Here is a 24,207-nt window from a genome sequence, read left to right on the forward strand (position 1 = left end):
AGCCTTAACCGCTTGCTTTCTTTTGTTTCACGTGAAACGTTTGTTCTTATTTGGGAGAGTGGCATATTTCAGCTGTTGTAGGTATACTGTGTTTGTAATCGCTTTTAAATTGGAGGGATCAATGTTGAATAAAGAAATCAAAGGGGCATTAATTGTTTCTTGCCAAGCGTTGGCAGACGAACCGTTGCATAGTTCTTTTATCATGTCCAAGATGGCTTTGGCCGCTAAACAAGGAGGGGCTAAAGGCATTCGAGCAAATTCTGTGGTAGACATTCGAGCAATCCGGAAAGAGGTAGATTTACCAATCATTGGGATTATTAAACGAGATTATCCTGACGCAGAAGTATATATTACCGCAACTATGCGTGAGGTAGATGAATTAATGGCTGTTCAGCCAGAAATTATCGCTCTCGATGCAACCCATTCGAAACGACCAAATGGCGAAACGTTAGCCACATTTTTCAAAAGAATAAAAGAAAAGTATCCTAACCAAGAATGGATGGCAGATTGTTCCACGCTGGAAGAGATGATTGAAGCGGCGGAGTTAGGCTTTGATTATATTGGCACAACGTTAGTCGGCTATACGCCGCAAAGTGAAAATCAGCGGATTGAACAAAATGATTTTGAACTGTTAAGAGAAGCAAAGAAGCATTTTACTACACCAATCATTGCAGAAGGAATGATTGATACGCCAGCAAAAGTCCAACGTGTTCTGGAGCTAGGTGCTTATAGCGTGGTGGTGGGATCTGTTATTACACGACCGCAAAAAATTACTGGAAAATTTGTGGAAGCTACGAAAATAAAACAGAATCAAGCATAAACTAAATACACTATCGATACACTTGTTATTTTTTGATCAATACACTTCAATACGGTCGCTTTTTTTCTAGAGAAAGTGGAATCTTTCAATAATGAAAAGGGATACACTCCGTTTGGCATAGTCCTTGCTGATAATAAATCAGTGTATAAAGCGCTATCATTTTTATAGGAGGGGTTTTATGAAGGGTTTATCAAAAAAGAAACGGGTGTCTACTTGGTTAGCGTTAGGAATCACCGTAGTCAGCTGTTTTGCGTTAAGCGGGGAAGTGCAAGCAAGTGTTGAAAGAACAAAAGTTGATGAATTTGCGAATGTTTTAGATGTGAGTGCATCACCAACCGAACGGACGAATGGCGTATACGATACCAATTATTTTAATAATTTTTCTGATTTAGGTGCATGGCATGGCTACTATTTACCTGAAAAAAGCAATAAAGAGCTACTGGGTGGTTTTGCGGGGCCATTGATTATTGCGGAAGAATATCCAGTAAACTTGGCGGCAAGTTTAAACAAATTAACGGTCAAAAATAAAAAAACGGGAGAAACCTATGATTTAAGCCAAAGCAACCGCATGGACCTGTCTTATTATCCTGGGCGCCTAGAGCAAACCTATGAATTAGACGATGTAACGATTCATTTAGCTTTAATTTTTGTCAGCAATCGAACGGCGCTTATCCAAACGACACTTGAAAACACTGGTGAAGATCCCTTGTCACTTGAAGCAAGCTGGACAGGTGCGGTCTTTGACAAAATTCAAGAGGGAACGGAAACCTTAGATATTGGTACTCGTTTAACTGCTAAAGACAATGACATTCAAGTGAATTTTGGTGAAGTCAGAGAAACGTGGAATTATTTTGCTACGAAAGACACAAAATATACGATTCATCATGCGGATAAAGTTTCAACAAAAATTGATAATCGGAATTATACAGCGACCGCTGAACCAATTGAATTGAAGCCTAAACAAACGTACAACACCTATACGACAGAAAGCTATACTTTTACAAAAGAGGAAGAGGCAAAGGAACAACAACAAGCACCCGAATATACCAAAAATGCGGCGCGCTATTTCAAAGAGAACAAGCAAAGATGGCAAGGATATCTAGATAAAACGTTTGATCAAAAGAAAACAGCAGAATTTCCTGAATATCAAAATGCGCTAGTCAAATCGATTGAAACGATTAATACCAATTGGCGAAGTGCGGCAGGTGCCTTTAAGCATGACGGGATTGTTCCGTCCATGTCTTATAAATGGTTTATTGGTATGTGGGCTTGGGATTCGTGGAAAGCGGATGTAGCAACGGCTGATTTTAATCCTGAGTTAGCTAAAAATAATATGCGGGCCTTGTTTGATTATCAAATTCAAAAAGATGATACCGTACGTCCACAAGATGCAGGAGCGATCATTGATGCTGTCTTTTACAATCAAGACAGTGCGCGTGGTGGTGAAGGTGGCAACTGGAATGAACGAAATTCTAAACCACCATTGGCTGCATGGGCAGTTTGGCATATTTATCAAGAAACCAAAGATAAGGAATTTTTAAAAGAAATGTATCCCAAACTTGTGGCTTATCATAATTGGTGGTATACCAACAGAGACCACAATAAAAATGGGATAGCAGAATATGGAAGCATGGTCAGTGATGCTCACTGGCAAAAAGACGACAAGGATCAAATCATTAAAGATAAAAATGGCCAACCTAAAGTGGATGATGATGCTGTTATTGAAGCAGCCGCGTGGGAAAGTGGCATGGATAACGCTACACGGTTTGACAAAGAAGGTGTGGGCAAAGGCGACGTTGGAGTTAAAGTTTTTGAAAATAAAAATAAAGGAAAAGTAGTGGGGTATTCGATTAATCAAGAATCAGTGGATTTGAATGCGTATCTCTACGCTGAAAAGGGCTATTTAGCTTCGATAGCAGAAGAACTAGGCAAAAAAGAGGACTATAAGAACTATCAAAAAGAAGCGAAGAAACTAAAAAAATATATTCAAGAAAATATGTTTGATGAAAAAACAGGCTTCTTCTATGACTTACAAATAAATGAAGACGGCTCGAAAACAAAATTGTTAGTCAATCGTGGCAAAGGAACAGAAGGCTGGTTGCCGCTTTGGGCAAAAGTAGCGACCAAAGAACAGGCGGCGGCAGTTAAGAAAAACATGATGAATCAAGAAATGTTCAATACCTTTATGCCATTCCCAACAGCATCCAAAGACAATGAAAAATTTGCTGCAACGAAATATTGGCGGGGACCAGTTTGGCTTGATCAAGCCTTGTTTGGTGTAGAAGCTCTTCAAAACTATGACTATACAAAAGAAGCGAAAGAAATGACACAAAAACTCTTCTTACATGCCGAAGGATTGATGGGAGAAGGACCTATTCATGAAAATTATGATCCACTAACAGGGAAGGGCCTAAGTACGAAAAACTTTAGTTGGTCAGCGGCAGCGTACTATTTACTGTATAAAAACACCTTATTAAGTAATAACCCCACAACGCAAACCGCTTTTGAAATAAAATAGAAAAACAGCTCTTGAGAAAATATCACTCAAGAGCTGTTTTTTTCTTCACTTGCTACAATCTGTTTCCTTCTGATTTAATTGAATGTAATTTATTTGTTTTAATAAATATATTTCATTTAATTAAAGAAAATATCCGAAAATAAAAATATATGTACTTTTATTAAAAATGTTATTTAATAAAAATGAAATAGATATTCAAGGAAATTGATTGTACAATGGTTAGTGAAGAGTGGGTTTAACGGAACCGAGTAATAAGAAATAAACTAATATTGAAACCAAACATTGCGACACCTCCTGCTCTGAGTTATATTGAATTTCATTATAAGACAGATATCTTAGTTTCTTCAAGAACGAATTAGAAAAGTTTTTTTAAAATTTGTTGATGTCTAACAATTATAATGTGCGAAAAAATAATTCAAACAAATATATTATTCGATTATTTGATAATATTAAAGTTCATAGAAATAATTTTTTAGAAAATAGTATATTTTAGTTAATAAAAAAATAATACTTAATATTAACTTATTAATAGAAAGGAGCATATTATGGATGTGTTAGAGGCATTAAAGTATTTTAGAAAAAAGAAAAAAATTGCTCAGAAAGATGTTTTACCAAAAAAAGGGAAACAAACCTATCGAAGAATCGAAATTGGTGAAGCCAAGCTAAGTTACGAGGATTTAATGACAGCATTACAGTCACTTGGGATTACCTTTAATGAATTTTTTCATATGGTCTCTGAAACAAGAAGTACGGCTTCATCTAAAATTATGCATCAAATTGAATGTTGTCAAATGGGGTTGAACAATACAAGTGAAAAAAAGAACCTGATTCATTACTTTTATCAATTAGAGCGCAATCCCCAAAAAAACGCAGTAGAGATGTCTATTTATACAGATATTAAGCTAACTTTCAGTAATGATTGGGAGGAAATTCCAGAATTTGATGAAACTGATCGAATGGCAATTCTCGCACTTATCTCTAGCAAAAGCTACTATACATATTACGATTATCAAATGGTGACTAATACAGGGGCGTTATTTTCTGAAAACGAAGTCCTTCAGATTCTTGAGCAGATGTTTCCTGTCAAAGATGCTGAATTACGTGATACCCAAACATTAAATGTCGCCTATGGTTTTTACCTAAATATCATTACAGCGCAACTTTATAAGAAAAATTATGCGAAAGCCCGGGAATATTTAGCGCTAATGAGTGTTACCACGATTCCTGCCGAAATCTACTATATTCATTTTAACTTACGTTATTTAAAAAATCTTACGTATTATCTGTACACTGGCAAAATGAGATATTATAAAGAAGTAATCACCGTTATTGATATGATTGAAAGTTTTGGGGATGCACGTTTGGCGGAAGGCATGAAAAAAGAAATGCTTCAGCTGACGGCTGGTCGGACATTTAATTTAGATTATGGACAATTTCCTGTGAATATTGTCACTGAAAAATAAAAAACACCCCCGCAAGGTCAAGCGTGCGGGGGTGCTTTCTCAAGGCTACTTTAAAACATGTAGCGACTTTTCAACGATGGCATCGGTCAAGGTTTTAGAAAAATTCAATTTATTTTTTTTCCCGAGTTCATCAGACCACTTGGGAATGGTGACGGTTTTTTTGACTAACGTATTTGTTCCTAAATAATCATTTAGTTCTACATTTACCATAGAAACAAACGAGTCTGCAAGGTTAAAATTAAAGTCATCGTCATCTCTAAAGGGATTATTATCTTCTAATGACAACGTATTGATAGGAGATGGCTGGTGGATTGTTCTTTGATGTTCAATATCATCAGATAACATCATACCTAAATAATCGGAAGCCATCGCAATTGCATCAGGAATTGTATCTCCTTGCGTACCAGAACCACCTATATCTGGGAAATAAACATAGTAACCATTCTCGACACTGTAGAAACATGCAGGATAACTAATTAGCATGAATGATGCCTCCTTATCAATCATTGAGGAAGGCTATTTCAGCCCTGCCTCTTTTAAAATCCCTATTTCGGTTCCTTTTTTCAATTCTCCGTGTGGGATAATGATGGGTCTTTTGCCAGACATCTCCATTTTTATATGGGAGCCTTTTCCACCATCGGTTGGTAACCAACCGTGCTTTTTTAGCAATTTGACCATTTGTTTTTGTGTCATTGGCATGTGCACAATACCTCCTGACAGGATATATTTTAATACGTGTAATACGTGTTGTCAAGTGGATGAAAAAGTACCCCCGCAAGGTCAAACTTGCGGGGGTACTGATGTTAAACAATAATGTTATCTCTAATCATATCTAAATCTTTAATCAAAATTTTGCGGTTACGTAGTTCAATTGCCCCTAACTCTTTTAGTTGCTGCATCATCCGGTTAACGCTACTAGCAGAAGTTATCCCGCAAAAATGCGCAATTTCTTCATTGGTCACCACGAAATCAATTAAAATACCTTCCTCTGTTTCTACGCCAAATGAATCGTACATTTCATAGATTTGTGTACAAACGGCCCCAAATTTGCCATTCATCAACATTTGCTGCATCTTTTTCATGGAATGCATTAAACGGTCCCGATAGTATTCTTTGACATACATTTGCAAGTCTTTACTATTATTGATATCCCGCCAAAATTGAACACGGTCGATTTGGTAAAGTTCTGCTTGTGGAGATTCGATGCGAATATTAAAAGGTGCATCAATAAATTCTGAATATTCATCACGTAGCAATGAAACAATTTCCAAATTGTTGATATAACGTAAATTAAATTCACGACCGTCTTTGGAAATAACGCTAGTTTTGATGATGCCACTTTTTAAAATATAGGCATAACGATCTTGCAGTCCTTCATAAGTTAAATAATTTTTCTTCTTTTTTACAACGACTCGAAAGGAATGTTCATCTAAGTAGTCTTGTAAAACATTTCTCATTGGCGGTAACTCCTCAATTATCTCTAAATATTTTTGTTTTTGCCTGTTGGGCTTCTTTCTTATTTAAGCGAATTGGACATCATATGTCAATAACAAATGTTGATAAAAAAGGTCAATTAAACGCTATTTTGAAAAATAAAATCAGCTTTTAGATAATTTTGCCAAAAATTTCGCTTAATGAGTATTAAAAATATTTTTTTTATTTTATGTGCTCAAATATTTTTCAAAAAGAAAAAATTGTATTAAGGTAATAGTAGAAAGGGAGGAGATTTAATGACAGAACCAAACTTAAAAGACCCAAGAAAGTTATTTTATAGTGATGGATTTCCGCAACAAGATCAAGAAACTCCCGCATTACAGGACAAAATGGTCCCTAAACCAGATTGTGGGGAAGACAGCTATGTCGGAAATCACAAATTAGAAAATCGTCGGGTATTAATTACAGGCGGTGATTCTGGGATTGGACGAGCTGCGGCGATTGCTTTTGCTCGCGAAGGCGCAGATATCGCCTTACATTTTTTCCCAGGTGAAGAAAAAGACGCCGAAGAAGTGGCGCACTATATACGAGAAGCTGGCCGAAAAGTCATTCTTTTGCCAGCAGATTTAAGAGATAAACAGGCACCTGAAGAATTGGTTGCACAAGCTCGTGAAGCATTAGGCGGCTTGGATACCCTTGTTTTAAATGCTGCCCAACAAATTTCCTGTGCCGCTATTGAAGAATTACCAATGGAACAAGTGATAGACACTTTCCATGTCAATATTATTGCGATGTTTGGCATTGTCAAAGCAGCAGTGCCTCACTTGCCTGCCGGAAGTAGTATTGTGACAACGACTTCCGTCCAAGCCTTTAATCCCAGTGAGCATTTGTTGGATTATGCAGCAACGAAGGCATCAATTGCCAACTTTACCGTTGGTTTAGCAAAACAACTGGCACCAAAAGGCATTCGGGTAAATGGCGTGGCTCCAGGACCAATCTGGACACCGTTACAGTTAGATCATGGACAACCAATTGAAGAGTTGCCAGAATTTGGGCAACATTCTTTACTGGAACGTGCGGGTCAGCCTGCTGAATTAGCCCCTGTTTATGTTTTCTTGGCGTCCAATGATGCAAGTTATGTTACGGCTCAAGTTTATGGCGTAACTGGTGGAGAAGCAATTAATCTTTAGGAGGGATGTTCCGTGAATAAAGTTGTTAAAATACTTTTGCTTCTAGGTTCACTGATTTTAATGGCATTATTTGGCGCGGTGGCCATTACCACTTGGTCAGCCGATACAGCTTGGCAACCACCAGATAATGTCCAATGGTTCTTGCAAGACAACGAGTACGCACGTCAAGCAATTTTTTGGGTAGCGCTGGTTTTACTAGGAATTATGCTCTTTCTATTTTTATTCATTCTTTTATTCCCAAGAAGAAAAGGCACGTTTGAATTAAAAGAAGAGCAAGGAAAGTTAGTGTTACACCGTAAAGCCATCGAAGGATTTGTACGCTCTAGCTTGCAAGACAGTGACTTTCTGGAAGCACCAACCATTCGTGTAAAGGCGACAAAACGGCGCATTAAGGTCAATGTCAAAGGCACACTGAAACGAACGGCAGATTTAATTGGACAAACAGAAGCTTGGTCAAAAACAATGGAAGAACGGCTTGCTCGTTTGGTGGGGACTGGTCACAAGATTACGATTGATGTTCATTTTGAAGATATTCAATCAATGAAACGACCACAACAACAGCAAACACAAGCACGTGTGGAGTAGGAGGGATGTACAATGGTTGAATGGATAAAACAATATGCCGTTCCGTTAATTGGTGGCCTAGTCGGCTTGGTTTTTGCAATCTTGTTTCTGTCAATCGGCTTCTTTAAAACATTGTTAGTAGTACTCCTGACAGGACTAGGTATTTGGCTAGGTTTGTATTTGGAACAGACAGGCATTGTCAAAAATTATTTTCATCATAAATAGGAGGTTTTGGCTATGGAAAATGCAAATGTATCGATTGTTAAAGGTGAGTTGACGTTTGAGGATAAAGTAATCCAAAAAATTATTGGCATTGCTTTGGAAGAAGTCGACGGTTTGTTAACTGTGGACGGTGGTTTTTTCTCGAATTTACGAGATAAAATGATTAACAGTGAAGATGTTACAACAGGCATTCACACCGAGGTCGGCAAAAAACAAGTCGCAGTGGATATGGACATTGTAGCCGAATATGGGAAAGATATCGAGACCATTTATGATCAAATGAAAGAGGTTATTACTCGTGAAGTCCAACAAATGACTCACTTGGAAGTAATCGAAGTCAATGTCAACGTAGTAGATATCAAAACACAAGCAGAGTACCAAGAAGAAAGTGAAACAGTCCAAGATAAACTTGGCAACGCCGCTGAAGCGACAGGTAGTTTTATGTCAAAACAAACCAATAAAGCCAAACATGCGGTAACTAAAGGCAAGACAAAAGTCAAAGAAAACACGGCACCTCGTGTTCAATAATTGGTTATTATTTTATTAAAAATAAAGCAATAATAGAAGAAACTAGGAGGAATGAACCATGAGTAACGAAAAATTCAATAATGTACCAAAACCAGCAGGAAACGGACCACACACACCAGAAGATCATGCAATCAAAGGTGAATTAACATTTGAAGATAAAGTCGTTCAAAAAATTATCGGTTTAGCCTTAGAAAATGTCGATGGTCTATTAACAGTCGATGGCGGCTTTTTCTCAAATATTGCTGAAAAATTAGTAAACACAGATAACGTCACAGCTGGTATTGATACCGAAGTTGGTAAAAAACAAGTCGCTGTTGATATGGATATCGTGGTAGAATACGGCAAAGATATTCAAGACATTTACGAAAAAATGAAAGAATTAATCAGCCGTGAAGTGAAAAAAATGACCCACTTAGATGTGATTGAAGTGAATGTTAACGTAGTTGATATCAAATCAAAAGAAGAATACGAAGAAGATAGCGAAACGGTTCAAGATAAAGTCACAGGCGCTGCCAAAAGTACCGGTGAATTTGCTTCTGAACAAACAGAAAAAGCAAAAAAAGCTGTGAATAAAGGAACAGAACAAGTCAAAGAAAATATGGAACCACGTGTAGAATAAACGGTTAAAGGGAGGAAACAATCATGGGCTTTATTTGGGCATTAATTGTCGGTGGGGTCATTGGGGCAATCGCTGGAGCAATTACTAAAAAAGGATCATCGATGGGCATTATTGCCAATATTATTGCAGGGTTAGTTGGTTCAACAATTGGTCAAGCCATTTTAGGCACATGGGGACCAAGCTTAGCTGGGATGGCTATTGTGCCATCGATTATCGGGGCAGTGATTTTAGTTGCCATCGTTTCATGGATTTTAGGACGAAAATAGAGAAAGTTTAAAAAAATAGGGCATAAGTCGTTTCGGCTTATGTCCTATTTTTCTTTTTCTATGTATGAGGAAGTTTCGTATGAAAAGTAAATTTTGAGCAATTAGCCAAGAGCTTATTTTAATTAAAATCATTAGTCATTTTGGCTTTTCAACAAAAATCAACAACATTTGTTGAAGTTATTTGTAGATAACGTTTATCATTCACAAATTTACATTTTTTTGTAACGGATATCTCGTATAGTAATAACTGCAAATGAATTTCAGAAAATTTTTTGATAAGTCATCAAAGTGAGGGGATAGCGGTCTTTTATTGAAAAATAGCAACACAAAATAAACAGAACAAAAGAGAGAGGAATTCAAAGAATTATGACAGAACAAACACCAACAAAGCTTTTGAATAAAGGCTTTATCAGTATTACAGTGATTAATTTCATTGTCTATCTTGTTTATTATTTATTAATGGTTATTATTGCGGTGATTGCGCAAGATAGCTTACACGCTACTTTAGGTCAAGCGGGTTTGGCCTCAGGAATTTACATCATCGGGACATTGCTTGCACGACTTTTCATGGGGAAACTCCTTGAACTGATTGGGCGCAAACAAGTCTTACGTTATGGGGCTTTGTTTTATCTTTTAACGACTGTTGCGTATATGTATATGCCAAGTATGGGCATTCTTTATCTGGTCCGTTTTTTAAATGGGTTTGGTTACGGAACCGTTTCGACAGCGACCAACGCAATTGTTACCGCCTATATCCCTAAAAATAAAAAAGGGGAAGGGATCAATTATTATGGTTTGAGTACTAGTTTAGCAGCCGGCATCGGGCCATTTATTGGGATGTTATTGTTAAATGTTTCCAACTTCCATGTCATTATTAACTTTTCAATTATTTTAATTTTGTTAACAACCATTGCTTGCTTCATTTTCCCAGTGAAAAATATTGAGTTAACACCTGAACATCGTGAAGCTTTATCTAAATGGAATTTTGATAGTTTTGTTGAAAAGAAAGTTTTATTTATTACATTTATCGCCTTTTTAATGGGGCTTGCTTATTCAAGTGTCTTATCTTTCTTATCTTCTTATGTCAAAGTAATCGATTTAGTTGACGTCAGCACCTTCTTCTTTATCGTCTATGCAGTCGTGATTACCTTAACACGTCCATCGACAGGTCGGATTTTCGATGTCAAAGGGGAACGCTACGTCATGTATCCGAGCTACATTTTCTTAACACTAGGCCTGTTCTTATTAAGTATGACTACGTCGGGTTGGATGTTATTAGTTTCAGGTGGGTTAATTGGCTTAGGTTATGGGACTTTCATGTCAAATGGCCAAGCGGTTTGTCTTCAAGAAAGCCCAAGTCCTCACCGTATCGGGATTGCTTTATCGACTTATTTCATTGGTTTAGACCTTGGATTAGGGGTTGGTCCGTACGTTTTAGGTGAATTACGTAACTTTATGTCATTCCAACAAATGTACTTCTTAGCAGGCTGTATCCCAATCGTTTGTACTATTTTATATATGGTCTTCCACAAAGCTAAAAATGATGCCAAAGATTTGTCTCTTGAAACGATTGAAGAGATTGAACACGGCTCAGAACTATAAATGGACAAGGAGTGATTTCAATGCCTAACGATGAACGGATTTTAAACGTTTTACAACAAACACTAACGGAAATTCAACGCATGAACACGCGTTTAGCTAAAATTGAAACAGAGTTAGCCGATGTCGATCAACATCATGCGACTTTGGATCATTACTTGCAAGAGCTAGAATTGGTGACAGAAAATAACAACGTCATGTAAAATGAGTAGTTAGTAAATGAATGTTCTACGTTTCGGTATCACTAGAGTGGAACATTGAAAATTTTCGTAAAAAACGCCAAAAGGTAGCAGTTTTTCTGCTACCTTTTGGCGTTTTTTGTAATTTTTATCACTTAAAATGTTTCACGTGAAAACTTTTAAAAGTGGCGTGGACTTTGTTTGGTGACAATTTGTGTATTTAAGTTTTCTAAGCTCTGCGCTAGTTCACCAATGCTAGCGGAAAAATCAACATAATAAGTAGGAATCGTTGATTTGACACTAATTTCTGAAAAGATATTTGTAATAATTACATCGAAAGGCTTTTCTGGTGAAGCGACAAAAATTAATTTTTTATCCACGGCTTTACTTAGCTTTTCATAAAGGGTATCTAAAATTAAGTTACTTTGGTTGGTCCGTACTAAGACACGAATCGGTGGTAAAGATTTCGTTTTCAGTGTACAGAAAAGAATGAACAAGCAGTCAACTAACAATTTTTCATTGCCCATCAATGTTGGAAGCATTTCAATTGTAAGTCGCTTCACATCTTTGTAGAGACTCGGATTTTTTTGAAGTGCTTCTTTTAAAAAGCTTTCTTGCACAAATGGATTGGCAATCGTAACAAAGGTCTTAAAAAAGACACTTAAATTTTGGATAGAAGTATATAGATAAAGGTACTCGTGAAATGTCAATTTAATTTGATAAAAAGACGTCAGTTGATAAATGATCTCTTTAATGGGTGAGCCTAATAGCTGGACCATATGCATCCGTGCTGCTGGAATTTCCAAGACATCTTGTGTGGCGTAGCTGACACTAATCGTTAATAAGAAAAAGGCAAAAAGCCCTTCTTTTTGTATAAATTTTGTTGGAACTTGGTGTAAGGCTTCTTCTTTAAAAAACAATTCAAATTCACTCAGATTAACAAAGGGATTAACAATCGCTTCTTCCTCTACGAAAGTTTCTTTGATAAAAAAGCCCTCTTTCCAACGCGCTAAAATCACCGCAGAAAAAATCAAGTCTTTTGTAAAATCTTGTGTTGTATTGAAAGAAACAGAGTGTTTTAAACGTCGAAAGAGACTATGGACTTCTTTTTTAGTAATCGTGTGCAACGGCCAATCCCCTTCAGAGTAATTGTTCCAAAAAAGCATCATAAAGAAAATCCGGATATCTTTTTCTTTGCCCACCAACACGTTGGTACGTTTTAAATTGATTTCAATCTGATATTTTTGGAGCCATTGGTTTAATTGTCCAATTTTTCGCGTAAAGGTTGATGAAGAAATTTCTAGGACTTTTTCAAAATGTTTGCTATCAATTGCATTATGATTAAAGGCATAGGTCAGTACTTGATACGCGAAACTTTTTTTGACAAAGTAAGGCATCAAAAACGACAGTTGGAAATAGGGTGCAAACCAAAATGTGATCTCTTTGGCATTTGCTGATAAAGAAAATAAGTTCTCCCAGCCGTTTTTTTCAATTTCTGTTTGGAGCAAAGCTACAGATTGTAGAATGGTATTTTGTTGCATTTTTAATTGAGTGGCTAAAGTAGAAATCGCCAATGTTTGCTCTTCTGCTTCACGACGTTCGAGTAATTCTTCTAAAAGAGCAAAACTTTTACGATAAGGTACATCAAGTAATCCTGTTAACATCCGATTCCCTCCAAACTGTTTTCCCCACGTAATTTGGCAAAATAAATTTTGCGGACGACTTGTTTTAAGTTATGGTATTCGTCTAAATAAGGAACGGGATGCCAATAAAAGGTTTTACTGGCGTGAAAAAGCGGATTATTTTTGTCAGTAATGACTAAGTCAGGCACTTCTTGAATATGATTAACAAATTTCAAAGGAACATCGCAATAATTATTGATTTCCTTCGCTAACCAATTTTCTTGTATCTGATTAATAGATGAATGAAGTAAAATTTTAACAGGAATTTGTTTATTTAATAAAACGCTCCGAATAATTAGAAAAATGGTTTCTTTAAATAACGCATCTAGTGGATGTTGTTTGTCAAAAGGCAAACGCTTTAAGAAATAGTTGGTTGTTCGTGAAACATTTGGGTATTGTTTTTCATACAAAGAGACATTAGCAACCTCATAGCTCAATTCCTCTTCCACAGGGAAATGAATCAGTCGTTCACTGGCATTGGATAAATTAACCAACAAAAAGACTACTTCTATTGCGCTTAAATCCAACTGTAATTGCGTACATTTTTCAAAAATCCAGGTGACATGGGGACTTTCATCCATGCCCATAATCGCTAAGTTGGCAAAGTTGACTGTTTCTATTTGTTCAAGTGAATACATCGTTAATGTACTGAAAAAATCATAGTAGAAACGAATTTCAGCCCGCCATGTGTCGGGTTCTTTTTGTTCATTAATAAAACAATCATTCACTAATAATTGAAATTCTGAATAAGGAAAGGCTAAATTGATCGTAGCAATTTCAGGATAATCGCTGATTGTAAAATCAGATTGGTAACGGAGTAAACCTATGGACATAATTAATTTTAATTTGCGTAAATCGGTATATGTAAAGTAAGGATAACGGTTTTTGATGATTTCAATAAAATTCTGCAATTGCGCTTGATTGGTTTTAGATAAAAAAGGAACGAGAGAAGTTCCTGAAATGAAAAATAAGGAGTAAAAGAAACTACGAAAATCTTTCTCTTTGCCACAAATTTTTTCTCGCCTTTTTAAATTTAAATAACAATTAAATCTAGCTAGATAATTGTTTAAACGGTCACTGACTTGTTTGAAAATAGAAAAGTTAATGAAATGCTCTTCACAAAAATCTTTGGCTGAAGTATAGCGTTTTAAAAGTAAATCTAAGGCTAACATATAAGTTAATGACCCGCGAACTACGGCTTCTTTCATTAACTCAATCGGGATATTTTCATCGGCGACTAATTCTATGGACTGTTGATTATTAATAATGCGAATATGTACATTTTCATGTGTATTGACTCGAGAAATTAATAAAGTTAATTGATTCAATAAATTGTTGATATTGTAATGGGAAAATTCATATTTTCGCCGGAGTACTTGCATGGGGACTTTTTCTTTACTGTCATACAAGTATTCAATTAGGGAAAGTAACTGAATTTCCTGTTTGGTTAATAAGTTATGCATAATAACCACCTTTCTAATTGGTTACGCTTGTTTGATTTTTCAGATAATACAGATAAAACATTCTTTTCTAAGCGACATTGACAATTGCCAGTGAAAGAACTAGTTGTTCTTATGCTACTGTATCTATTCTTAAAAATCAAGAAGAACTAAATGTGTTAAATAGAAGAAAATGCGGATAAAAAATGATAGAGCAAAAAATTATTAAGAAAAACAAATGGTTTATATAAAACATTTAAATAACAAAAATGATAATTTGAGTCTATTGATTTTTTAGCTTAAATAGCTTATACAAATAGGCTTTTTTGTCTGGTTAGTTCTTATGAAAAAAAATTAAAAAAACGGTATAGTGGAAGAAGGACTAGTACAAATAAAAAAGGATTAAAGGAGTGTTTTCATAAAGATGAAAAGGGTTTCTGGGATTTCATCAACTTTTTCTATTTGGAGGAGAAGTTGTTGATAATTTTTGCTGAAAAATCTCGTTATACTCTTCTTATTCTTATAGAAGAGTCTATAGGAAAAAGCAGAAAATGAATCCGCATTCGAAGTAAGAGTGCGTTTTGAGGAGATAAAAAGAAAAGGTGTGTTGGCTGTCTGTTTTAGCAAGGAAGAAAGACAACAGAAGAGCACTCACTTATTTGGTTTAAAATAAAAAATTGGTACGAAGTGAACGTTCTCTTCTATGTGTCGTTAGTAGAGGAAGGATGAAAGAAATGAGAAAGAATGGTCCAATGGTAAACCGTTGGCTCTACGGGTTGATGTGTTTGTTACTTGTTCTAAATTATGGCACACCACTCATGGCTTTGGCGGAAGATGTTAATAGCGATGGTCAGTTAACGTTAGGAGAAGCGAAGCAAACCAGCCAGCAAGAAATGACCTTAGCGCTTCAAGGAAAAGCACAACCAGTAACACAAGAGGTTGTAGTGCATTATAGTGCCAATGTGTCAATCAAAGCTGCACATTGGGCAGCGCCCAATAATACGCGCAAGATTCAAGTGGATGACCAGAAGAAACAGATTCAAATTGAATTGAATCAGCAAGCGTTAGCAGATACGTTAGTCTTAACGTTGAACCCTACAGCTACAGAAGATGTGACGTTTTCTTATGGACAACAGCAACGAGCGTTGACATTAAATACTGGTACTGATCCGACAGAATCAACGGCAATCACGAGTTCGCCAGCCGCATCAGCGAATGAAGGTTCAACAGAAGAAGCATCTATAAACTCCTCTGTTCCTCGTTCGTCCGAAGAAACTGTCGCCAGCACGACAAAAGCGATAGAAAGTAAAACAACCGAGTCTACGACTGTCAAACCGCGCGTAGCAGGACCAACAGATATCAGTGACTATTTTACAGGTGATGAAACAACGATTATCGATAATTTTGAAGATCCGATTTATTTAAATCCTGATGGCACACCAGCAACACCGCCGTATAAAGAAGATGTGACCATTCATTGGAACTTTAACTGGTCGATTCCAGAAGATGTACGAGAACAAATGAAAGCAGGCGATTACTTCGAGTTTCAATTACCTGGCAATTTGAAACCTAATAAACCAGGTTCAGGTGATTTAGTTGATGCGGAAGGCAATGTCTATGGAACCTACACAATTAGTGAAGATGGTACGGTTCGTTTTACCTTTAATGAGCGAATCACGTCTGAAAGTGACATTCACGGGGACTTTTCTTTAGATACTCATTTGAATGATTCAGATGGGCGGGGCCCAGGAGATTGGGTGATTGATATTCCTACACAAGAAGATTTGCCGCCTGTAGTGATTCCGATTGTCCCAGATACCGAACAACAAATTGATAAACAAGGCCATTTTGATCGAACGCCCAATCCTAGTGCGATTACTTGGACGGTAGATATCAATCAAGCGATGAAAGATCAAACAAATCCAACTGTGACGGAAACATGGCCAACAGGGAATACCTTTAAGTCCGTGAAAGTCTATGAGTTAGTGATGAATCTTGATGGAACAATTAAAGAAGTGGGTCGTGAACTTAGTCCAGATGAATATACCGTTGATAAAAATGGCAATGTGACGATTAAAGGTGACACCAACAAAGCGTATCGTCTTGAGTACCAAACGACGATTGACGAGGCGGTTATTCCAGATGGCGGCGGCGACGTGCCTTTTAAAAATCACGCGACGTTAACAAGTGATAATAATCCAAATGGGTTAGATGCTGAAGCAACTGTGACGGCAACCTATGGCAAAATGTTAGACAAGCGCAATATAGATTACGATGAAACCAATCAAGAATTCACTTGGGAAATTAACTACAACTATGGTGAACAAACCATTCCAAAAGACCAAGCAGTCATTACAGACACAATGGGGGATAATTTAACGTTTGAACCAGATTCTTTACATTTATATTCAGTGACGTTTGATGACAAAGGAAATGAAGTCGTTGGAGCAGAACTTGTGGAAGGAAAAGATTACAAAGTGGTAATCAACGGAGACGGTTCCTTTGCAATTGACTTTTTACATGATGTGAATGGCGCAGTCAAGATTGATTATAAAACCAAAGTTGATGGAATTGTCGAAGGCGATGTTGCCGTGAATAATCGTGTGGATGTCGGCACTGGTCAGCATTCAGAAGGTGATGGCACAGCCAGTCAACAAAATATTATTAAAAACACTGGTGCAGTTGATTATCAAAATTCAACGATTGGTTGGACGTTAGCTGTGAATCAAAATAATTATTTGATGGAAAATGCCGTGATTACGGATACGTACGAACCAGTTCCTGGCTTAACTATGGTACCCAATTCGTTGGTTGTCAAAGATACAACCACTGGTGCTCAGTTGACGTTAGGCAAGGATTTCATGGTAGAAATAACTCGTAATGCAGATGGTGAAACAGGCTTTAAGGTAAGTTTTATAGGGGCGTATGCCAAAACAAGTGATGCCTTCCACATAACTTATACTACCTTTTTCGATGTTACCGAGTTAGACGCTAACAATCCTGCGTTGGACCATTATCGAAATACCGCTGCCATTGATTGGACGGATGAAGCAGGAAACAATCATCATTCAGAAGATAGTAAACCGTTTAAACCTTTACCTGCTTTTGATTTAAATGCGCAAAAAAGCGGTGTTTACAATGCCGTCACCAAAGAAATCACTTGGACGCTTGCGGTGAATTTAAGTAATAATCGTTTAGTCGACGCCTTTTTGACGGATCCAATTTTAGCCAATCAAACCTATTTGGCTGGGAGCTTGAAAGTCTATGAAGGCAATACAAAGCCAGATGGTTCGGTTGAAAAAGTGAAACCAACGCAACCGTTGACGGATATCACAATGGAAGAACCAAGCGAGAAAAACCAAAATACTTGGCGTGTTGATTTTCCTAATGATAGTCGTACGTATGTGATTGAATTTAAGACGTCTGTTGATGAAAAAGTTATCGAAGGTTCGGCTAGTTATGACAATACCGCATCTTATACAAACCAAGGTTCTTCACGTGATGTGACAGGAAAAGTTTCTATTCAACATGGTGGCGAATCAGTGAAAAAAGGTGGCGAATACCACAAAGATGATCCAGATCATGTGTACTGGCATGTAATGATCAATGGCGCCCAATCGGTTTTAGACGATGTGGTTATTACTGATACACCCTCACCAAACCAAGTGCTAGATCCCGAATCATTGGTGATTTACGGTACCAACGTAACAGAAGACGGAACGATTACGCCAGATAAATCTGTTATTTTAGAAGAAGGAAAAGATTACACACTGGAAGTTACCACCGATAATGAAACAGGACAACAAAAAATTGTCGTTAAAATGGCTCATATTGAAGCACCTTATTATATGGAATATCGTAGTTTAGTGACTTCTTCAGCGGCGGGGAGTACAGACACGGTATCCAACCAAGTGTCAATTACTGGAAATGGTTCAGAAGTCGTTCATGGGGATGACAATGGCGATGTGGTCGTTGACATTGATCACAGTGGCGGGCATGCCACAGGGACCAAAGGCAAAATTCAGCTGAAGAAAACAGCCATGGATGGGACGACTATTTTAGCAGGCGCTCATTTCCAAATTTGGGACCAAGCTAAAACACAAGTCCTACGTGAAGGCACAGTAGACGCCACTGGGGTTATCACATTTGGTGGGTTGCCGCAAGGGCAATACATTTTGGTGGAGACAAAAGCACCAGAAGGCTATACAGTTTCGGACGAATTAGCTAAAGGCCGAGTCATTACTATTGATGAAGAAACTTCAGCCGAAGGAGCACAACCAACCATTATTAAAAACGATGTCAATAAAGTATTTTTAGAAAAAATGGATGAGAAGGGCAAAAAATTAGTCAATGCACGCTTTAAATTAGAGCATGCCGTAACCACGCCGTTTACTCATTGGGAAGAAGTTCCCCTTGCGCCGGATCGAACCAACGCGAATGGCCAGTTAGAGGTGGATAGTTTAAAACCAGGGCTTTATCAGTTCACAGAAATCGAAGCACCGACAGGCTATCTTTTAGATACTAGGCCAAAACGATTCATTGTGACACAAAGTATGAGTGGGCAAATTCGTGACGTTCACGTTAAAATGCTGAATTACCAAGGTTCTGCTGAGCTAATAAAAAAAGATCAAGCAGGTAATCTATTGGCAGATGCTGAATTTTCGGTCCTTGATGCCACAGGACAAGTGGTTCGAGAACACTTAGTTTCGGATGCAAACGGAAAAGTCACAGTGACGGATTTAGCCCCAGGAAAATATCAATTTGTGGAAACTAAAGCGCCAGCAGGGTACCTTTTAAACACTGAACCAAGTGCTTTCACGATTGCAGCAAGCGATCGGGGCAAACCAGCAACAGTTATAGCAACGGCTAACTTTGTTAACTATCAAGGAGCAGCTAAATTAATCAAAAAAGATGTGAATGGACACTTATTAAGTGGTGCGACATTTAAAGTGCTTGATGCGAAGGGACAAACGATTCAAACAGGCTTGACGACAAATAATCAAGGGGAAATTATTGCAGAGCACTTAGCCCCAGGTAAATATCGCTTTGTAGAAACCAAAGCACCAACAGGCTATTTATTAAATACCACGCCAGTCCCATTTGAAATTGCTGAGAAAAATGCTGGTAAACCAGCGGTCGTGGTTGCTAGTGACAACTTTGTGAATTACAAAGGGGCTTTCCAAATCGTGAAAACGAATAGCGCAGACCAACCATTAGCAGGTGCTATTTTTGAATTATATGATCACAATAAACAATCATTAGGGATTACAGCAACGAGTGGCAAAGATGGCAAAATTATCTTTAGAGACTTGGCGCCAGGTACCTATTATTACAAAGAAATCAAAGCACCAAAATTACCAGATGGCGCAGATTATATTATTTATCCTGAATTAGTAAAAGTAGAAATTCGTGGTGATTTCAAAGGTGATCCGGAGATCTTCCAATTAGGGGCCTTCGCCAATTTCAAAGGACGCGCCGTCTTTAAGAAAATTGATGCCAATGCGAACCCACTTCCAGGAACAATTTTTAAATTGTATCGAATCGAAAACGGGGAAAAAATCTTTGAAAGAGAAGTAACTGCTGAAAAAGATGGTTCATTGGCTATGGAGGATTTAGGCGCTGGTAGCTATGAATTAGATGAACTGGATGCAACGGATGGCTATATCGTCAATAAACAACCCATTTATTTTGTAGTGAAGAAGAATTCAAATGATAAACAACCACTAGATGAGTTAGAATTTGTGAATTATCAAGCGGAAGTAACGGGACGTAAAGTCACTGAGCAAGGTCAAACCTTAGCGGGTGCAGTTTTTGCAATTTACAATGCCGATGAGCAGAATCAGCCCCAAGGTTCACCGATAACATTCTTGAATCGTGCAGGGGAAAAAGTTTCTGAAATAACAACGGATAAGACTGGCGAAATTTACGCTAAAGGGCTAAATGAAGGGCATTACGTTTTAGTGGAAACGAAAGCACCAACAGGCTATCTGTTAGACACAACGCCACATCCATTTGATGTAACCGCCCAATTAGGAAAAGAGCAGCCAATTGCTTTAGGCGATCTTATCAATTATCAAGGAACTGCTCAATTAACCAAAGAAAACGAAACAGGTGAAGCATTGGCAGGTGCGGTGTTTAAGGTCATTGATGAAACAGGGCAAACCGTGGCTGGACAAACTAATCTGATGTCTGACAAGCAAGGCAAAGTCATTGCGAAAAATTTAGCACCGGGAACGTATCGTTTTGTGGAGACACAAGCGCCAACTGGCTATCTTCTTAATGAAACGCCAAGCGCAAGCTTTACGATTGCCAAAGACAACCAGGGCAAACCAGCCACTGTGGTACTTAAAGCACCTTTTATTAATTACCAAGGTGCTGCCAAGCTGGTGAAAATTGATCAGCAAAAGAATGCCTTAGCAGGTGCTGAATTTAAAGTGACAGATGCAGAGACAGGGCAAACTGTCGCTCGTTCATTACGTTCTGACAGCCAAGGGTTAGTTCAAGTGAACCACTTACAACCAGGAAAATATACCTTTGTGGAAACAAAAGCACCGGATGGTTACCAACTGTCTAAGCAAGCTGTCGCATTCACTATTGCGGCAACAGCGAAAGACAAACCTGAACTCGTGGATGCGGGCACGTTTGTTAACGAGAAACAACCTGTATCCAAAAAAACAAAACCAAATCAGCCAACAACGAAACAAGTAGCTAGAGAGACAGGTTGGCTTGGTTTACCGAAAACCAACACACAAGTCAATTACTTCTTTGTCTTTATCGGCCTCCTGTTGGTCAGTTTGGCATGTTGGCTCTTCTATAAAAAGAGCAAGAAATAAGCAAAAGCTATAAAAAAACAGGCCATCCGTCCTTTCGACGGATGGCCTGTTTTTTCATCTTAAGCTAATCAACTGAACAAAAGTAGCTCCTTCTTATTGACATTCTCAGGTAAGCCTTCATCGCAGTTTAGCCTTTGAACAGAACTTACTGAGTTCTTGGAGCAAATCGCTTGTGCCTCAGCCTTTGTTTTTCGATGCTATCTTTAGGTATTTTGGCTAAAATATTGTACACTTTACATGTGCAAGAAATTTAGTTAGAGATATGAGGATAGAATGATGAAAAAGATGATGGTTTTATACAACGAAACTTCAGGAAGTAGTGAAAGTAAAGAGATTGCAGAACGCTTTAAAAAAGCTGCAGAAGCGAAAGGGGAAGCGGTTATTTTGCAACCTTCCAATCCAGACATTGATCCTGAAGAAATGCGGAAAAATGCCAAAGAAAATCAAGTGGGTGTCTTGGTCGTCATTGGTGGTGACGGGACCATTCATCATGCCGTTCAAAATTTTAAAGACACCATTCGTGACTATCAAATAGGGATTATTCCAGGTGGAACAGTCAATAATTTTGCGCGTGTGTTAAGTATTCCTTTGAAAGAAGAAGACGCCTTTGAGACCATTTTGGCAGGACAGACCACGCCAGTTGACTTTGGAATGGTAAATCAAGATGTGATGATTTCGACCTTAACGATTGGACTATTAGCGGACACAGCAGCAAATGTGACCCAACAGGAGAAACAAAAATATGGTCCTTTAGCCTTTACAAAGCAATTTTTCCGCTTATTAATGAAAAAGAAAAAGTACAAACTAAAAATTGATGGCGATGAAAGACGTTGGCATGGCAAAGCCCAATTATTAACGATGACCATGACGAATTCTGCTGGCGGCTTTACCAATTTCGATGCCAATGCCACGCCAGATGACGGCGAAGTGCACATTATCATTTTGCCTAAGTTAGTTTTTTACAAGTTTGTCTATTATTTACCTAAAATTATCAGAGGACAATTAAATGAAATTCCTGGTGTCGTGTATTTCTCTGGGAGTCAATTTAAAATTAGGGGCGAAAAAGACAAGAAAGTCCAAACACGAACAGATGGCGATCCTACCGATGATTTACCGATTAAAGTAACGGTGGAAGCTGGGGGACTCAACGTGTTTGTTCCTGAAACGTCCACATCTACGAAAGAATAAAAGAAACAACTGTTATTTTTTCGTGGAATAGATTTCTCATTTTGTGTACAATAGAACAGAAGAGAGGCAGTTGAGTGAACAGTGAAATGGGATGAATATGTTGATATATTCGATACAGATGTCGTTTCTAAAATTATTATTTTAAGAAACTTGCCAATTAATGAAGGCTGGATTGACATCAATGAGTTAGCAGAAGAATTACAATTAAACAAAAAATCAGTCAAAAAATACGTAGAACTCCTAAAAGATGACATTACGTATTATGCTGTGGATAATGATGCTTCTTTGGCTTTTGAAAAGGGGCATGGCTATCGCTTGAACTTGGCGTCTAGCCAAGCGTTCCAGAAACTTTATACAGCAATTTTTCGGGATAGTTTAACTTATCAAGTAATGGAAGATTTATTCTGGGGTCGATTTAATGGGATTGTGCCAGCGACAGCAAAATATCATACCAGTGATGCCACGATTCGGCGCTTGCTCAAAGGGTTTACAGAAATTTTAGCACCATTGGGGTTAGTGATTAATAAAAGCACATGGAAAATTGAAGGCAATGAAGCGTATTTGCGCCATTTTGCTTACACTATTTTTATGGACTTAATCCGTGATACGTGGCCTTTTGACTATATACAAGAAACGGAAGTCGCACAAACTGTCCAAAAAATGATGGCTTTTTTCAACGTAGAAGTTGCGGAAACGGTGATACGCCGAGTTAAATATATGGTCGCTATCTCAAAAGTCCGTAGTGCGCAAGGCGCCGAATATCGACCTTCAGCCGAGCAAGAAACTTATTTAGAAGGTAATAAACATTACCAAGCCTTTATAGAAGAGATGACAGCTACAACCCTTTTCCTTAACAAAAACGATTTAACTTTTGTGTACTTTTTCTTGTTAGCCAATGACCAATTTTATCAAGATGAAGCCACTGCACAAGCAATTTTAGCGCATTTTGATGAGTCTGAAGCGCCTGTTTATATGTTGACTCATTTAGTCCAACATTTCTTATTAGAAGAAATACAAATGACGCCGCAATTGGAAAAAATTCGTCCGCAAATTTTTTATTATTTGTTTGCTACACATTTATTTGCCGAACTTTACTATGTCCAAAATGTGAAAATGTATAATGTCTTTTGGAATAAAGTCAAAGAAAAATATCCGGTTCTTTTAGAAGAATTAAGCCAAGGCTTAAATCAACTTTACGAACAAACAGGCAATGAATTATTTACAAATAAAGAATTTTTGGCTTTGCGTTATTCTAGTGTTTTGGCGCTTTCTAATGATTTAATTCATCGTGAACAAAAAATTGTTTTAGGGTTAAAATCAGGCTTGCCAGTACTGGAAGATGAACGGGTGAAACTTTCGATTGAAAATAATTTTCGTCGGTTTTATGCATTGGAAGTTTTACGATACAGTGAAGCAAGCAAAGAAGAATGGCAAAATATTGATTTACTATTAGTGACTTCTTTGGCAGATGTAGAAACGGGCCATCCAGAGATCTTTTTACTTTCAAGTGAGTTAACGTTTGAGCAATATAATCGTTTGAACCAAAAAATAGTAAAAATTAACGAGAAAAGAACCACGTCACTTTAATAAAAAATCAAAAAAATGGGCTTTTTTGATGCATATGTCCGATAAATTGTAAAAAAATTTTTCTAAAAAGTAAAAA

Annotated in this window: 19 protein-coding genes; 14 read left to right on the plus strand and 5 right to left on the minus strand. The window is 37.5% G+C overall.

Annotation, left to right across the window (positions count from 1 at the left end; genetic code table 11):
• The first annotated feature begins 121 nt into the window (after positions 1–121).
• The 3 genes from IGM09_RS00300 (at position 122) to IGM09_RS00310 (ending at position 4,801) form a co-directional block, all read left to right on the plus strand.
• A complete protein-coding gene (locus IGM09_RS00300; RefSeq protein ID WP_033625236.1) occupies positions 122–820 on the plus strand; it encodes an N-acetylmannosamine-6-phosphate 2-epimerase in 699 nt (232 codons plus the stop codon).
• Positions 821–998: 178 nt separating this feature from the next.
• Positions 999–3,338, plus strand: coding sequence for an alpha-glucosidase (gene ygjK, locus IGM09_RS00305; protein ID WP_010713650.1), 2,340 nt, complete (start codon positions 999–1,001; stop codon positions 3,336–3,338).
• Positions 3,339–3,883: 545 nt separating this feature from the next.
• Complete coding sequence (locus IGM09_RS00310) at positions 3,884–4,801, plus strand: helix-turn-helix domain-containing protein (protein ID WP_010713649.1); 918 nt, start codon at positions 3,884–3,886, stop codon at positions 4,799–4,801.
• 45 nt (positions 4,802–4,846) lie between these two features.
• Here the strand turns inward: IGM09_RS00310 and IGM09_RS00315 are convergent, their stop codons facing one another.
• From IGM09_RS00315 to IGM09_RS00325, 3 genes are all read right to left on the minus strand, one after another.
• On the minus strand, positions 4,847–5,284 hold the full coding sequence (locus tag IGM09_RS00315) for a type II toxin-antitoxin system HicB family antitoxin (RefSeq protein ID WP_010707936.1): 438 nt from the start codon (positions 5,282–5,284) through the stop codon (positions 4,847–4,849).
• A gap of 33 nt (positions 5,285–5,317) precedes the next feature.
• On the minus strand, positions 5,318–5,500 hold the full coding sequence (locus tag IGM09_RS00320; protein ID WP_002367585.1) for a type II toxin-antitoxin system HicA family toxin: 183 nt from the start codon (positions 5,498–5,500) through the stop codon (positions 5,318–5,320).
• Between the two features lie 104 nt (positions 5,501–5,604).
• Positions 5,605–6,258: a Crp/Fnr family transcriptional regulator gene (locus IGM09_RS00325; RefSeq protein ID WP_002356081.1), complete on the minus strand. Its 654-nt coding sequence runs from the start codon at positions 6,256–6,258 to the stop codon at positions 5,605–5,607.
• Positions 6,259–6,531: 273 nt separating this feature from the next.
• Here IGM09_RS00325 and IGM09_RS00330 point away from each other — a divergent pair, with 273 nt between their 5' ends.
• From IGM09_RS00330 to IGM09_RS00365, 8 genes are all read left to right on the plus strand, one after another.
• Positions 6,532–7,425, plus strand: a complete 894-nt coding sequence (locus IGM09_RS00330) for an SDR family oxidoreductase (protein ID WP_010775474.1) — start codon at positions 6,532–6,534, stop codon at positions 7,423–7,425.
• Between the two features lie 12 nt (positions 7,426–7,437).
• Complete coding sequence (gene amaP, locus IGM09_RS00335; protein ID WP_002381343.1) at positions 7,438–8,010, plus strand: alkaline shock response membrane anchor protein AmaP; 573 nt, start codon at positions 7,438–7,440, stop codon at positions 8,008–8,010.
• Between the two features lie 12 nt (positions 8,011–8,022).
• Positions 8,023–8,214, plus strand: a complete 192-nt coding sequence (locus IGM09_RS00340) for a DUF2273 domain-containing protein (protein WP_002356087.1) — start codon at positions 8,023–8,025, stop codon at positions 8,212–8,214.
• 12 nt (positions 8,215–8,226) lie between these two features.
• Positions 8,227–8,739 (plus strand): Asp23/Gls24 family envelope stress response protein, encoded by a 513-nt coding sequence (locus tag IGM09_RS00345; RefSeq protein ID WP_002383483.1) that lies wholly within the window; start codon positions 8,227–8,229, stop codon positions 8,737–8,739.
• 58 nt (positions 8,740–8,797) lie between these two features.
• Positions 8,798–9,358 carry an Asp23/Gls24 family envelope stress response protein gene (locus IGM09_RS00350; RefSeq protein ID WP_002356090.1) on the plus strand — a complete coding sequence of 187 codons (561 nt, stop codon included), beginning with the start codon at positions 8,798–8,800 and terminating at the stop codon, positions 9,356–9,358.
• A 23-nt stretch (positions 9,359–9,381) separates the two neighbouring features.
• Positions 9,382–9,624 (plus strand): GlsB/YeaQ/YmgE family stress response membrane protein, encoded by a 243-nt coding sequence (locus IGM09_RS00355; protein ID WP_002356092.1) that lies wholly within the window; start codon positions 9,382–9,384, stop codon positions 9,622–9,624.
• 366 nt (positions 9,625–9,990) lie between these two features.
• Positions 9,991–11,226, plus strand: coding sequence for an MFS transporter (locus IGM09_RS00360; protein ID WP_002356101.1), 1,236 nt, complete (start codon positions 9,991–9,993; stop codon positions 11,224–11,226).
• A 20-nt stretch (positions 11,227–11,246) separates the two neighbouring features.
• Positions 11,247–11,426: a hypothetical protein gene (locus IGM09_RS00365; RefSeq protein WP_002381345.1), complete on the plus strand. Its 180-nt coding sequence runs from the start codon at positions 11,247–11,249 to the stop codon at positions 11,424–11,426.
• A gap of 155 nt (positions 11,427–11,581) precedes the next feature.
• Here the strand turns inward: IGM09_RS00365 and IGM09_RS00370 are convergent, their stop codons facing one another.
• Together IGM09_RS00370 and IGM09_RS00375 are read right to left on the minus strand one after the other, a co-directional pair.
• Positions 11,582–13,066 (minus strand): helix-turn-helix domain-containing protein, encoded by a 1,485-nt coding sequence (locus tag IGM09_RS00370; protein WP_002373754.1) that lies wholly within the window; start codon positions 13,064–13,066, stop codon positions 11,582–11,584.
• The gene (locus tag IGM09_RS00375) at positions 13,060–14,547 is read right to left on the minus strand and encodes a helix-turn-helix domain-containing protein (protein ID WP_010775476.1); all 1,488 of its coding nucleotides are present in this window, start codon (positions 14,545–14,547) and stop codon (positions 13,060–13,062) included. Before IGM09_RS00375 ends, IGM09_RS00370 begins: the two co-directional genes overlap by 7 nt.
• Positions 14,548–15,257: 710 nt before the next feature.
• Between IGM09_RS00375 and fss1 the strand changes: the two genes are divergently transcribed.
• From fss1 to IGM09_RS00390, 3 genes are all read left to right on the plus strand, one after another.
• The gene (gene fss1 / locus IGM09_RS00380) at positions 15,258–21,356 is read left to right on the plus strand and encodes a fibrinogen-binding MSCRAMM adhesin Fss1 (RefSeq protein WP_154219337.1); all 6,099 of its coding nucleotides are present in this window, start codon (positions 15,258–15,260) and stop codon (positions 21,354–21,356) included.
• 273 nt (positions 21,357–21,629) lie between these two features.
• Positions 21,630–22,544: a diacylglycerol/lipid kinase family protein gene (locus IGM09_RS00385; RefSeq protein WP_010707947.1), complete on the plus strand. Its 915-nt coding sequence runs from the start codon at positions 21,630–21,632 to the stop codon at positions 22,542–22,544.
• Between the two features lie 81 nt (positions 22,545–22,625).
• Positions 22,626–24,131 carry a helix-turn-helix domain-containing protein gene (locus tag IGM09_RS00390; RefSeq protein WP_033625238.1) on the plus strand — a complete coding sequence of 502 codons (1,506 nt, stop codon included), beginning with the start codon at positions 22,626–22,628 and terminating at the stop codon, positions 24,129–24,131.
• Positions 24,132–24,207: the final 76 nt, after the last annotated feature.

It is taken from the genome of Enterococcus sp. DIV0167 (assembly GCF_050541555.1).
In the GTDB taxonomy this organism is placed as follows: Bacteria; Bacillota; Bacilli; order Lactobacillales; family Enterococcaceae; genus Enterococcus; species Enterococcus faecalis.

Bases quoted from the DNA above. Each gene is read 5' to 3' on its own strand.
- IGM09_RS00300 (WP_033625236.1), top strand. From the start codon at position 122: ATGTTGAATAAAGAAATCAAAGGGGCATTAATTGTTTCTTGCCAAGCG.
- ygjK (WP_010713650.1), top strand. From the start codon at position 999: ATGAAGGGTTTATCAAAAAAGAAACGGGTGTCTACTTGGTTAGCGTTA.
- IGM09_RS00310 (WP_010713649.1), top strand. From the start codon at position 3,884: ATGGATGTGTTAGAGGCATTAAAGTATTTTAGAAAAAAGAAAAAAATT.
- IGM09_RS00315 (WP_010707936.1), bottom strand. From the start codon at position 5,284: ATGCTAATTAGTTATCCTGCATGTTTCTACAGTGTCGAGAATGGTTAC.
- IGM09_RS00320 (WP_002367585.1), bottom strand. From the start codon at position 5,500: ATGCCAATGACACAAAAACAAATGGTCAAATTGCTAAAAAAGCACGGT.
- IGM09_RS00325 (WP_002356081.1), bottom strand. From the start codon at position 6,258: ATGAGAAATGTTTTACAAGACTACTTAGATGAACATTCCTTTCGAGTC.
- IGM09_RS00330 (WP_010775474.1), top strand. From the start codon at position 6,532: ATGACAGAACCAAACTTAAAAGACCCAAGAAAGTTATTTTATAGTGAT.
- IGM09_RS00340 (WP_002356087.1), top strand. From the start codon at position 8,023: ATGGTTGAATGGATAAAACAATATGCCGTTCCGTTAATTGGTGGCCTA.
- IGM09_RS00345 (WP_002383483.1), top strand. From the start codon at position 8,227: ATGGAAAATGCAAATGTATCGATTGTTAAAGGTGAGTTGACGTTTGAG.
- IGM09_RS00350 (WP_002356090.1), top strand. From the start codon at position 8,798: ATGAGTAACGAAAAATTCAATAATGTACCAAAACCAGCAGGAAACGGA.
- IGM09_RS00355 (WP_002356092.1), top strand. From the start codon at position 9,382: ATGGGCTTTATTTGGGCATTAATTGTCGGTGGGGTCATTGGGGCAATC.
- IGM09_RS00360 (WP_002356101.1), top strand. From the start codon at position 9,991: ATGACAGAACAAACACCAACAAAGCTTTTGAATAAAGGCTTTATCAGT.
- IGM09_RS00365 (WP_002381345.1), top strand. From the start codon at position 11,247: ATGCCTAACGATGAACGGATTTTAAACGTTTTACAACAAACACTAACG.
- IGM09_RS00370 (WP_002373754.1), bottom strand. From the start codon at position 13,066: ATGTTAACAGGATTACTTGATGTACCTTATCGTAAAAGTTTTGCTCTT.
- IGM09_RS00375 (WP_010775476.1), bottom strand. From the start codon at position 14,547: ATGCATAACTTATTAACCAAACAGGAAATTCAGTTACTTTCCCTAATT.
- fss1 (WP_154219337.1), top strand. From the start codon at position 15,258: ATGAGAAAGAATGGTCCAATGGTAAACCGTTGGCTCTACGGGTTGATG.
- IGM09_RS00385 (WP_010707947.1), top strand. From the start codon at position 21,630: ATGATGAAAAAGATGATGGTTTTATACAACGAAACTTCAGGAAGTAGT.